Source organism: Streptomyces sp. NPDC031132, assembly GCF_055570595.1.
In genome coordinates, this window is record NZ_JBVIGX010000015.1 from 13355 (window position 1) to 24887 (window position 11533).

The 11533-nt window shown below is 73.2% G+C and carries 13 protein-coding genes; 6 read left to right on the forward strand and 7 right to left on the reverse strand.

Annotated elements, in window-relative coordinates; translation table 11 throughout:
• Positions 1-84 precede the first annotated feature (84 nt).
• Positions 85-819 (forward strand): HNH endonuclease family protein, encoded by a 735-nt coding sequence (locus ACZ49B_RS22700; RefSeq protein WP_468308727.1) that lies wholly within the window; start codon positions 85-87, stop codon positions 817-819.
• Entirely contained in the window at positions 816-1097 is a 282-nt protein-coding gene (locus ACZ49B_RS22705; protein ID WP_468308730.1) for a hypothetical protein, read from the forward strand. Before ACZ49B_RS22700 ends, ACZ49B_RS22705 begins: the two co-directional genes overlap by 4 nt.
• A 101-nt stretch (positions 1098-1198) precedes the next feature.
• Here the strand turns inward: ACZ49B_RS22705 and ACZ49B_RS22710 are convergent, their stop codons facing one another.
• The 4 genes from ACZ49B_RS22710 to ACZ49B_RS22725 all read right to left on the reverse strand — a co-directional run bounded on the left by ACZ49B_RS22710 (position 1199) and on the right by ACZ49B_RS22725 (position 4357).
• On the reverse strand, positions 1199-1732 hold the full coding sequence (locus ACZ49B_RS22710) for a GNAT family N-acetyltransferase (RefSeq protein WP_468308732.1): 534 nt from the start codon (positions 1730-1732) through the stop codon (positions 1199-1201).
• 88 nt (positions 1733-1820) lie between these two features.
• The gene (locus ACZ49B_RS22715) at positions 1821-2822 is read right to left on the reverse strand and encodes an isopenicillin N synthase family dioxygenase (protein ID WP_468308734.1); all 1002 of its coding nucleotides are present in this window, start codon (positions 2820-2822) and stop codon (positions 1821-1823) included.
• A gap of 70 nt (positions 2823-2892) precedes the next feature.
• Positions 2893-4041 (reverse strand): GNAT family N-acetyltransferase, encoded by a 1149-nt coding sequence (locus tag ACZ49B_RS22720; protein WP_468308735.1) that lies wholly within the window; start codon positions 4039-4041, stop codon positions 2893-2895.
• Positions 4042-4105: 64 nt separating this feature from the next.
• Complete coding sequence (locus tag ACZ49B_RS22725; RefSeq protein ID WP_468308738.1) at positions 4106-4357, reverse strand: hypothetical protein; 252 nt, start codon at positions 4355-4357, stop codon at positions 4106-4108.
• A gap of 191 nt (positions 4358-4548) precedes the next feature.
• Between ACZ49B_RS22725 and ACZ49B_RS22730 the strand changes: the two genes are divergently transcribed.
• Positions 4549-5112 (forward strand): HPP family protein, encoded by a 564-nt coding sequence (locus tag ACZ49B_RS22730; protein WP_468308740.1) that lies wholly within the window; start codon positions 4549-4551, stop codon positions 5110-5112.
• Between the two features lie 124 nt (positions 5113-5236).
• The gene (locus tag ACZ49B_RS22735; RefSeq protein ID WP_468308743.1) at positions 5237-6388 is read left to right on the forward strand and encodes a serine hydrolase domain-containing protein; all 1152 of its coding nucleotides are present in this window, start codon (positions 5237-5239) and stop codon (positions 6386-6388) included.
• A gap of 19 nt (positions 6389-6407) precedes the next feature.
• Here ACZ49B_RS22735 and ACZ49B_RS22740 read toward each other — a convergent pair whose 3' ends face one another.
• Positions 6408-7775 (reverse strand): M64 family metallopeptidase, encoded by a 1368-nt coding sequence (locus ACZ49B_RS22740; RefSeq protein WP_468308745.1) that lies wholly within the window; start codon positions 7773-7775, stop codon positions 6408-6410.
• 151 nt (positions 7776-7926) lie between these two features.
• Between ACZ49B_RS22740 and ACZ49B_RS22745 the strand changes: the two genes are divergently transcribed.
• Positions 7927-9261: a helix-turn-helix domain-containing protein gene (locus tag ACZ49B_RS22745; protein WP_468308748.1), complete on the forward strand. Its 1335-nt coding sequence runs from the start codon at positions 7927-7929 to the stop codon at positions 9259-9261.
• A gap of 30 nt (positions 9262-9291) precedes the next feature.
• Here the strand turns inward: ACZ49B_RS22745 and ACZ49B_RS22750 are convergent, their stop codons facing one another.
• Complete coding sequence (locus ACZ49B_RS22750) at positions 9292-10827, reverse strand: MFS transporter (protein WP_468308751.1); 1536 nt, start codon at positions 10825-10827, stop codon at positions 9292-9294.
• A gap of 189 nt (positions 10828-11016) precedes the next feature.
• On the opposite strand from ACZ49B_RS22750, the gene ACZ49B_RS22755 reads away from it, so the two are divergent.
• Complete coding sequence (locus ACZ49B_RS22755) at positions 11017-11181, forward strand: DUF6126 family protein (RefSeq protein WP_467946357.1); 165 nt, start codon at positions 11017-11019, stop codon at positions 11179-11181.
• 71 nt (positions 11182-11252) lie between these two features.
• Here ACZ49B_RS22755 and ACZ49B_RS22760 read toward each other — a convergent pair whose 3' ends face one another.
• Positions 11253-11495 carry a DUF6158 family protein gene (locus ACZ49B_RS22760; RefSeq protein WP_468308754.1) on the reverse strand — a complete coding sequence of 81 codons (243 nt, stop codon included), beginning with the start codon at positions 11493-11495 and terminating at the stop codon, positions 11253-11255.
• Positions 11496-11533: the final 38 nt, after the last annotated feature.

Consider the following 11533-nt stretch of genomic DNA (forward strand, 5'->3'; position numbering starts at 1 on the left):
GTGGCCGGTTGGGCGTCCGGTTGAATGTCCGGTTCTGGGTAGTCTTTCCCGGACAGGGTGCGGATCCGGCTCGGGGTGGGGTTCATGGGACGTCAGATACGTGTACGGGGTGCGGCCCTGGCGGCATCGGTGCTGCTGGCCGTGGCCGGGTGCTCGGGAACCGGCACGACGAGCCAGGACGCGAAGCCCTCGGCGCCGCCCGTCTCGGCAGGCACCTCGCCCTCCGCGCCGGGGGCGGGTGACGCCAAACCGGCCGCCGGGGACGTGCTGCCCGGCATGGTCGGCGTCCAAGAGGCCCGCACCCGGCTGGCCGCGCTGAAGGTCGCGCCGCCCGGCACCATGGCCGGCTACAGCCGCGCCAAGTTCACGCACTGGGCCGAGCAGGGCAACAAGTGCGACACCCGCGAAGTCGTCCTCAAGCGCGACGGCCAGGACGTCAGCCAGGACTCCGAGTGCAAGGCGGTCTCCGGCACCTGGAAGAGCCTGTACGACGGGGCGGTGGTCACCGAGGCGTCGAAGATGGACATCGACCACATCGTGCCGCTCGCCGAGGGCTGGCGCTCGGGTGCGGCCGGCTGGGACGCCGCGCAGCGCAAGGCCTTCGCGAACGACCTGACCCACCCTCAGCTGCTGTCGGTGACCGCGGCCACGAACCGCTCGAAGGGCGACCAGAGCCCGGACCTGTGGCAGCCGCCGGACAGGGCGAGCTGGTGCCAGTACGGGCGGGCCTGGACCACCGTGAAATCGACGTACGGCCTGACCGTGACGGAACCGGAGAAGAAGATGCTTTCGACGATGCTGGACAGCTGCGCGGCATGACCGGACGGCAGCAGTGGTGCGACGAGGTCCTGGCCGGGCCCGGCGGGGCGATGACCGACGAGGTGGGTGTCATCACGGGCCCGCTGACCGTGCGGACGACGGCGGCGGCGGACGGCCGGGTCCGGATCGAGATCCAGTACAAGGACGCGGAGGAGTGGTACACCCTGACCGGCAGCCCGGTCCCCCACCACGGCGACCCGGCCGCCGTCCACGCCGCCGCGCTCGCCGCGGTCCGCGCGGGCCGTGCGGCCGAGGCCCCGGGCGCGGCCCCCGCCTGAGCCGGGCGGACCCCGAAGGATGACCCGGCACGGACCCCGGAGGAAGGCCCGGGCCCGGACCCCGGAGGATGACGCGGCCCGGACCCCGAAGGAGCGGGCGGTCAGCCCTCGTACTCCGACAGGTCGATGCTGTGGATCTGGAGCAGGTGACCGTGCTCCGGGTCCGTCGTGTCGAGGTCCAGCACCATGCCGAGCTTGCGGATCACGTTCTCGGACTCCTCGTGGCCCGACCGGTTCACCGCGATCACCCGGTCGAGTCCCCGGTCCTGCAGGGCGAACTCCAGGGTGGCCTGCGCGGCCTCTGAGGCGTAGCCCTGCCCCCAGTACTGCCGGCCGAGCCGCCAGCTGACCGCCACGAAGTCCCGCGCTTCCGCCGGGGACTGCGCCACGGACAGGCCGACCGCCCCGATCAGCTCCCCCGAAGCCAGCAGTTCGACGGCGAACAGGCCGAAGCCCTCCTCGTCCCACTCCTCCTCCCAGCGCTCGATCTCCTCGGCGGTCTGCTCCAGGTCGAAGGTGGAGCCGTCGCCGATCCAGCGCATCACGTCCGGGTCGGCGTTGATCTCCGACAGGGGGACGAGGTCGTCGTCGGTCCAGCGGCGGAGGAGGAGTCGGGGGGTGCGGATCTCGGTCATGCCCCCATCCTGCCGAACACCCGCCGACCAGCGGTAATCGGGGCCTCCACCCGGGCCGAGGGTCCTCTTCCCGCTCCGGGAGGCGACCTCAGGACACGGTGATCGCGTCCAGCTTGCCCCGCAGGTACGCGTGCGAGTCCACGGGGTCGTGCAGCACCCGGCCGACGGGCGCCGGGAGGGACTCCACCCGGGTGTGCGGGTCGCATTCGTAGAAGTAGACCAGCGAGATCAGCTCCTCGGCCGGTGCGTCGGCGGGCGGCGGCAGCACCCGGTGACGGCCCGCGCGCCAGCGGTCCCCGGTCCAGCGGGCCATCAGGTCGCCGATGTTCACGGTGAGCGCGGCCGGGTCGTACGGGGCGTCCTGCCAGCCGTCGGCGTCGGTGTGGATCTGGAGCCCGCCCGAGCCCGGCTCGCGGTCGAGGACCGTGACCGTCCCGAAGTCCGTGTGCGCCCCGATGCGGAACTGTCCGGGCAGGGGCTCGCCGAGCACCTCGGTGCCCGGGTACCAGTTGAGGTTGAACCCCCAGGTGGGGTGCCCGGTGTGGCGGGTGAAATGGTCCGCGGCGAGGCCGAGCGCAGTGGCGAGGAGCTCCAGCAGCTCGTCGGACAGGGCCCGCATCCGGGCGATGTACTCGACGGCCAGCGGCTGCAGCGCGGGCACCTCGGCCGGCCAGGCGTTCGGGCGGAACCACTCGGCGTCCACGGACGGGTCCCCCGTCGGCTCGTCCGCCGCGCACGACCAGGACTCCTTGAGGTCGGGCGGCGAGGCCGCCCCCTCCGCGTAGCTGTTGGCCTCGGCGCCCGGGCCGAGCCAGCCGCGGCCGCCGACCGCGACGGCGTACGGCTCCTTCGCCTTCGCCGGCAGCCGGAAGAACTCCTTGGCGGCCTCCCGGATCCGCGCGGGCAGCTGCGGGTCCACGCCGTGCCCGGTGATCAGCAGGAACCCGGCGGCCTGGAGGGCCTCGTCGACGCGGGCGGCGATCCGCTCCCGCGCCCCGGGCTCACCGGACCGCCACGGCCCGAGGTCGATCACGGGGACCTGGGAACGAGCGGGGGCGGAGGGAGTCGGAGGAGGAGGAGAACTCGCCATCGGGACCTGCCTTCCGAGCCGGTGTCGGTCGTCCGTCTCCGAGGCTAGCGCCCCGCAGACCCGCCGGGCCTCAAGAACGCCCCACTGCCGGCCCCGCTGCACCGCGGCGCGTACGAAACGTACGGCTGCGGCTGCTGAGCAGCTGGTACCGGGCTGCGGCCCGCACGGTGTAGCGGGTTTCGCCGTCCTCGGTGGAGCCCGTGCGCTCGAAGCCCGCCCGGGCGACCACGCCGTGCGAGGGGGCGTTGTCCGCGTCGACCCGGGCGTGCAGCGCGTTGACGCCGGGCTGGGCGAAGGCCCAGGCGACCAGGCCCTTCAGCGCCTCGGTGACGTACCCGTTGCCCCGGGCGGAAGGTACGAGGTCGTAGCCGACCTCCGCGTTCCCCTCTGCGTCGGGGGCGCCGTGGAAGCCGATCCCGCCGATCGCGCGCCGGTCCTGCGTACGGACGATGGCGTACGCACCCCAACCCGGGCGGAACGTGCCCTCTTCCTTCGCCTTGGCCACCATCCCGGCGGCGGCCCGGGTGCCCTGGCCGGGGCCGTCCTCGGCCCAGGCGAAGCCGCCGGTGCCGCCGTCGTGGAGGTCGCCGGCGACGTGCGGGGAGATCTCGCAGAGCACGACGCGTTCCGTGGCGACGGGTTCGGCGTACCAGCGCCAGGCCGTGCGGCGGGGCAGGCCAGGCAGTTCGCCCCGGCCGGTGACCCACAGCAGGGTCGGCCACGGTCCGGCGGCGTCGCGCGGCACCTGTGGGAAGAGCCGGTCGAGGACCTGCTCGCAGAGGTCCCCGTCGGGCTCCCAGTCGTGGACGCCGAGACCGTTCAGGATGTCGTGGGTGTGCAGCAGCGTCTCGACGACGCCCATCGCGGCGAATCCGTCCGGGCCCGCGAAGCCGTACGGATGCCAGGCCCGGACCCCGGGGTCGGTCACGGCCACGGCGGCGGACAGCAGGCCTCCGGTGGCCTCGATGACCTGGATCAGGCCGGTGGGGGTGGTGCCGGGGGCCGCGCTGATGTCGAAGGGGGCGTACCCGCTGGTCGAGCGCCCGGTCAGCTGGGTGGCGTACCCGGTGAAATCGCTCGCCACGTGGACGGCCGTGTCGTAACAGCTCCACTCGAGGCCGGCGGCCGGGGCGGACCAGTCGAGGTGCGCCACCCCTCGGAGCGCCTGTGCGGTGAGGGACACGGATCGGTCTACGGCGTCGGAGCCCATGATCGTCATGGGCGGAACCCTAGGTCGGCGCCCGCGCCCGGGCCAGCGGATTTCCGGCACGGCTGCGTCGCCGTCACGATCCGGGGTCCGGGAGCGGGCCGCCGCAGCGGGAGCAGGTCCGGGCGACCCGTCCGGTGGCGAGCCGTCCGCAGTCGGGGCAGACCAGGTGGAGCAGGCAGGCCGACTCGCCGCCCTCCGCGGGGGCGAGTGTGGGGGCGGGGGCGGCCGCCGGCGCGGGCGCGGACGCCTGGTCGGAGTCGCTCGCCCCCTCGGGGCCGTGCGCCGCCGGGCCGTGCGTCTTCGGGCCGTGCGCGTGCGTCGTCATGTTCCGTCCTTCCCGTACCTGTACCCGTACCCCTCCCCCGAGGCGGGCCTCGCACACCTGGCGGATAAGGTCGTAGCCGGTCTGCGTCGGCCGTACCAGGGACAGGCGCGAGGCCGAGGCGGCGGTTGATCACCCTGCCTCCGTGCCGCCTCGACCGCGTTCCCCCTGTCGTCCTGCCCCGGAAACCGCACATGAGCACCGCCATGCCGTCCCCGTCCGCCACCGCCCCCGCCCCCGAACCCGCCGCCGAGCCGGTCCGGTCCCGGATCGCCCTCGGCCGGGCTCCCGCTCGCCCCACCCCCGCCGCCGCGTTCCACAGCATCAGCGCCGTGACAGCGGTCCTGCTGGGGCTCGTCGGGATCGGCGCGATGCTCCACGAGCCCGTGCTGATACCGCCGCTGGCGGCCAGCGCCGCCCTCGTGCACAGCGCCCCCACCCTGCCCCTGGCCCAGCCGCGCGGTGTGGTCGTCGGGCACCTGCTGGGCATGGCCGTCGGCTACGGCGTCCTCGCCGCCGCCGGCAGCAGCGCCTGGGCCGCGGCCGTCGCGGTCGGAGTCACGCTCGCGCTGCTGATGGTCGCCCGTACCCCGCACTCGCCCGCCTGCGCCACCTCCGTCGTGATCGTGCTCCAGGACCCGGCCCCGGCCCGGTTCGTCCCCCTGCTGTTCGGCGCCACGGTGCTGCTCGTCATGACCGGGTACGCCGCTTCGCGCATCCGGCGCAAGGCGCCGCGGTATCCCGCCTACTGGTGGTGACCCGTCCGGTCGTGCGCCGCGCGTCCGGCCGATGAATCCACGCCGCTGCGGGAGTCTTTGTCTGCGGTGGCCGGCCCGCTCGGCCCGCCTCCGCATCGGGAGAGGCATCGGGAGAGGTGGAGAGATGACCGGCCTGCGCGACATCCTGGAACGGCACGTGAGCAGCGGATCGCTGCCCGGGGCGGTGGGCCTGGTGGCCCGTGGCGACCGGGTGGAGGTCGAGGCCGTCGGTTCGGCCGACGTCGAGGGCACGGCTCCGATGGTCCGGGATTCGATCTTCCGTATCGCCTCGCTCACCAAACCGGTCACGGCCGCGGCGGTCATGATGCTGGTCGAGGAGGGCCGGTTCGCACTGGAGGACCCGGTCGAGGCGTGGCTGCCGGAGCTGGCTTCTCGCGTCGTCGTCCGTACGCCCGCGAGCCCGGTCGACGACGTGGTGCCGGCGGCCCGCCCGATCACCGTGTTCGACCTGCTCACGTTCCGCGCCGGTTACGGGTTCCCGTCCGACTTCTCCCTGCCTGCTGTCGGTCTGCTGGTCGACGAGCTGAAGCAGGGGCCGCCGCAGCCGCAGCACATCGAGGCGCCGGACGCGTGGATGAAGGCGCTGTCGCGCATTCCCCTGCTGTACCAGCCGGGCGAGGCCTGGCTGTACAACACCTGCTCGGACATCCTGGGCGTGCTGATCGCCCGGGTCTCGGGGCAGCCGCTGCCCGAGTTCCTGGCCGAGCGGATCTTCGAGCCGCTGGGCATGGCGGACACCGGGTTCGCCGTCCCGCCCGCCGACCTGGGCCGGTTCACGAGCTACTACCGCGGGAGCGACGGCGCCCTCGAACCGGGCGACGCCCCCCACGGGCAGTGGAGCAGCGTCCCGGCCTTCCCCTCCGGCGCCGGCGGCCTCGTCGGGACCGCCGACGACTGGTACGCGTTCGGTCGGATGCTCCTCGCGCAGGGGGCGCTGGACGGGGAGCGGGGCCGGCTCCTGTCGGCCCAGTCGGTGCGGCAGATGACCACCGACTGGCTGACCCCGACCCAGCGCTCCGGCGGCGAGCTGTTCCTGGAGGGCCAGGGCTGGGGGTTCGGCGGATCGGTGGACGTCACGGCCCGCGATCCGTGGAACGTGCAGGGCCGGTACGGCTGGGTCGGCGGCACGGGGACCGCGGCCCACATCACCCCGGCCACCGGCGCCGTCTCCGTCCTGCTCACCCAGCGGGAGATGACCGGCCCGACCCCGCCCGCCGTGATGCGCGACTTCTGGACGTACGCGGCCGGCGCCTGAAACTCCCGGGGCGGCCGGGCTACAGGCGGACGCTCCAGTCGACCGTGGACTTGAGGCTGCGGGCGATCTTCGGGTCGCGGACCGAGGGCGTGCGGTCCTCGGCCGTGACCGACAGCTTGTGCGTGCGCAGGTCGAAGAGCCACAGCTCGGACACCGCGACCTCGCTCCGGCCCGCGAACCGCTTCAACTCCCGCCCGTCGAGGTACCAGCGGACGTCGAGCTGCCGGGCGTCCGCACCGGCCAGCCGGGGCACGGAGACCCTGGCCGTGTTGCGCAGCCGCAGGGTGCGACCGGTCGGGGTGAGCGCGGCGGCGGGCTTGGCGTGCTGGTAGAAGCCGGCGATCATCGCCTCGGTGCCGGGCAGGTTGAAGGGCTTGCCGAGCACGCGCATGATCGAGTTGTCGGTGGGCCGGTACAGGCCGGTGACGTAGTAGCCGCCGCCCTCGTACGCGCCGACCGTGCCGCCGTCGGGCGACGGGGCGCCGAGCCAGCGGTACCACTTGGCCTGCTCGGCAGCCATCCGGTCGGCGGGCAGGGTGGAGGTGTTGGAGTCGGCGGGTTCGGGGCCCTCGTACTTCTCGTAGCCCGGGGTGTCGGGGTAGAAGTACTCGTCGGCGAGCTTGCCCAGGGAGTGGCCGGTTTCGTGGATGGCCACCTGGCCGGACTTCGCGTTGCCCGCCGACGCGGTCGATATCCCCTCGTAGCCGAGGGTGGCGCTGGGCTCGTTGTAGCCGGCGCCGCCGTACTTGGCGCTGTTGGCGAGGACGAGGACCAGGTCGGCCTCGGGCGCCTTCGCCACGTACGCGTCGACCTTCGGCTGGTCGATGCAGAGCAGCCGTTCGATGTCCTCGCACCAGAAGTACGAGCCGAGGGCGGTGTCGCGGACGGTGGCCGGCGTGGGGTCGCCGGACACTCCCGAGTCGTGGGAGACGGCGTCGACCGTCCAGACGTTGAACAGGTTGCGGTACGTGGAGTACGGCTCGACGGCGGCGATCTCGGCCCATTTGGCCCGGGCGTCGGCGTGGAACCGGTCCTGCTCCGCGGCGGTGTAGCCGTCGCCGATGACGACGATGTCGAGGCGGTCGGTGGTCGGGCCGTTGTCGACCATCTTGGCGACCTCACCGTCGGCCGCCCGCTCGGCCTCCGACAGCTGCGGGGCCTTCTTCGCCTGCCCGGCGACGGGCACGCGGACGTGGCCGGATCCGGCGGCGGTGCCGTCCTCCGGCCCGGGTACCTCCACCTCGGTCCCGGTCTTGCCCGGTGTCGGCGAAGGTATCGGCGGCGGGGCCGCGGCCGCCGTACCGAGGGGCCCTGCAGCCAGGAGCAGGGCCGTCGTACAGACCGCGGCGAGGGCGGCGCGCAGCGTCAGGCGAAAGGACGCGTCCATGGAGTTCTCCCCCGGGAAGCCGGAAATTGCCGCGAGTTAAGCGGCTTGATAAGTGTGCTGAAGCAGTTGCTTAAACTAGGGGGCGCACGAGACGTGCGCAATGGCCTGCCGCCCCTGCACCATGGGGAGTTGGAACGACCAGGGGGTCTTCATGGACGAACCGGCCGAGATCGGCCGCAGGGTTCAGCGCATGCGCGCGGAACTCGGCCTGACACAACGGGCCTTGGCGGAGCCCTCGTACACTTCCGCCTACATCTCGACCCTGGAGTCGGGCAAGGTCCGTCCCTCCGAGACGGCGCTGCGCTTCCTCGCCGGGCGGCTCGGCACCTCGTACGAGGAGCTGACCACCGGGCGCCCCGCCCACCTGGCCACCGAGGTGCGCCTCGCCCTCACCGACGCCCAGCAGACGCTGGCCACCGGCGACGCCGCCGAGGCCGCCGTCCGCTACCGGCAGCTCCTCGCGGACGCGGAACGGCTCGGCCTCGACGCCGAGCAGGCGGAGGCGCTGCTCGGCCTCGGCGACTGCGCCATCGAATCGGGGGAACTGCCGGAGGCCATCGCCCACTTCGAGGCGGCCGAGCGGCTGCTGGCCGACGAGCCGCTCCCCCGCCGCGCCCGCCCGATCCGCGGCCGGGCCGTCGCGCATCTGCTCGCCGGGGAGCTGCGTTACGCCTGCTACCTGCTGGAATCCGCCATCGACGAGCTCAACGCGAGTGGGCTGGCCGATCCGGAGGCGTTGGTGCTGCTCTACGCCGCCGTGATCGGCCCGTACATCGACATGGGCGCCCACGCCCGGGCCGCACACGCCGCCGAGCTGGCCCTGGCGCTGGCCCCGGAGGTGGCCGACCCGGCGCTGGTGGCGGGCATGCACCGGCAGGTCGCCCGAACCTTCCTCACCGCGGGGCGGCCGGCCGACGCCGACGCCTCGCTCGCCAAGGCGCAGGCCATCTACCGGCAGCTGCGGCTGCGGACCGATCTGGCGCACTGCCACTGGATGCGCGGCTACGTACAGGCACAGAACGGCGATCTCGTCGCGGCGGAGGCGGAGTTGCGCACGGCCCGGGACATGCTCTCGGCCCGGCGGGCCGCCCTGTTCACGGCGCAGGTCGAGGTGGAACTCGCCGACGTACTGCGCCGGCTCGGCCGGTGCGAGGAGGCCGCCGGGCTGCTCTCCGCACTGCTGGAGCTGGGCGACAGCCACGGCGCCGTGCATGCGGGCGGCGCGCACCGGCTGCTCGGCCTGATGGCCGAGGAGCGCGGGGCGACCGAGTCCGCCGAAGAGCACTACGTCCAGGCGCTGACCCTGCTGGAGCGCAGCGGCGCCAGCGGCGATCTCGCGGACCTGTGCCGGCTGCTGGGCGACCTGCTGCGGCGTACGGGTCGGATCGAGGCCGCGCTGGACGCCTACCGTACGGGCCTTGGCCACCGGGCTGCGCCGGGGACCACCACGCTGGGCCCGGCGCCCGCATCACCGCTGCGGCGGTGATGCGGGCGGCCGAATGCGGGGGCGGCGCGGTCAGTGGTTCTCGGTGGGCCGGAGGTCGCGCGGGATCATCGTCCAGGTGGTGGCCGCCGCGGCGACCGCGAGGAGTCCCGCGATGAGGAACGCCGGCGTGATGGCGAGGGTGTAGGCCTGGGAGGCCGCCTCGATCAGGCCCTTGCCCGCCGTGCCGCCCAGCCGTTCGGCGACGTGGGCGGCTTCGCCGACGGACTCGCGGACCGCCGCGGCGGTCGAGCCGTCCAGGTCGAGGGCCGGCAGGTTGCCGCGGTAGAGGACGGCCGCGGTGCTGCCGAGGACGGCGACACCCATGGCCGAGCCGAGTTCGTAGCAGGTCTCCTCGATGGCGGCTGCGCTGGATACCTCGTCGGCGGGCGCGGCCGAGATCAGCGTGACCGAGGCGACGGTGGTGGCGAGGCCCGCACCCAGGCCCATGACCGTCAGGGCCACGGCGAACGCCGCGTAGCCGAGGTCGGTGAACTGCTGGAAGGCCCAGGGCAGGGCCATGCCGGCGGCCAGGACCACCAGCCCGGCACCCAGCACGTGCCGGATCGCGAAGCGCTGCATCAGGCGGGGGGCCACCATCGAGGCGCAGATCAGCGCGAGCGGGGCGGGCAGCAAGCGCAGGCCGGCCTCGAGCGGGGTGTAGCCCTGGCCGTACTGGAACCACTGGGTGACGAGGAAGAGGATCGCGCCCATGCCGACCATGGGCAGGAAGATGGCGGTGGCGGCGACGCTGAAGGCGGGCTTGGCGAACAGCCGCACCTGGAGCAGCGGGTTCTCCACGCGCAGCTGGCGGCGTACGAAGACGGTCAACGCGACGGCGGCCAGGGCCAGCAGGGCCCACGGGAGCGGCTCGGCGACGCCGCTCTTGCCGAGCTGCTTGATGCCGCCCGCGAGGGCGAGCATGCCGACGATCGACTGGCCGACGCCCCACCAGTCCCAGCGGCCTGCGCTGCGCGCGGAGCGGGACTCGGGGAGGTAGCGCAGGCCGGCCGCGACGATGAGTGCGGCGACGGGAAGGTTGAGCAGGAACGCGGAGTGCCACCCGTAGTCCTGGACGAGGAGCCCGCCGACGACCGGGCCGAAGGCCATGCCACCGCCGAAGACGGCCGCCCAGACGGCGAGCGCGAAGGCCCGCTCCTTGGCGTCGGTGAACACGGTGCGCAGGATCGACAGGGTGGACGGCATGATCGCCGCGCCTCCGATGCCGAGGAGGGCGCGGGCCGCGATCACGTGCCATGCCTCGGTGGAGAAGACGGCGATGAGGGAGGCGACGGAGAAGATCGCGAAGCCCGCCGTCAGCAGCCGCTTACGACCCCAGCGATCACCCAGGGCTCCGGCGGTGACGAGCAGGCCGGACAGGGCGAGCGCGTAGACGTCGATGATCCACAGCTGCTGCACGGCGCCGGGCCGGAGGTCGCCGACGAGGGAGGGAAAGGCCACGTTCAGGATCGTGGTGTCCATCGAGATCAGCAGGAGGCTGCCGGACAGGATGGCGAGCACGATCCACCGACGCGGGTCGAGTGGAGCGGCGGGGCGGCGGGCGTGCATGGGGTTCCGTTCGGGGTTGCGGCGCGGCGAGGAGGCGGTCGCATCGCATCACAATGAGCCTCCCTCGCCTCGAATGATACAAATTTGTCTCATTCGATGCAAAGGAGGCTCATACCCGAGATCCGCGTACGCTGTTTTCTCGCCCTGCCCGCCCTGCCCCGCCCCCGCCCCCGCGAACGGAGATCCGCCGTGCCGGACGACAAGACCGAGGATCACGCCTCCGCGGCGGCGGAGCACGAGAAGTGGAAGGAGAAGGGCGTCGCGCTCCGCGCGTTCTTCTACATCTTCGGGACGCACGTGTTCGCCGGGTTCGTCTGGCTGCTGTTCTACCTGGGCGAACACGCCAAGAAGTAAGGCCCCTCAGGGATCCCGACTCGCCAGGCCCTCAGGGCCTGGCAGCGTCAGGGCCTCATAGCCTCAGGGCCTCAGTCCTCGCCGGTCCGGGCGCGCGCGCCCGACCTGGTCCGCCCCGGCGTCTGGGCACGCTGCGGGTGCCGGCGTACGTACTCGTGCTCCAGCTCGTTCATCCGCTGCGTATGGGTGACCAGGGCCTCGTCCGACCCGTACAGCAGGGTCTCGTGGCGGGTCCGGTGGATGGCCTCCAGCTCCTTGAGGAGCCTGCCTTCCTCCAGATTCGCTGCCGACGGACCGCCGTCATGTTCCGCCATCGCGTCGCACCTCCTCCACTCCATCATCCCCTCCGCCG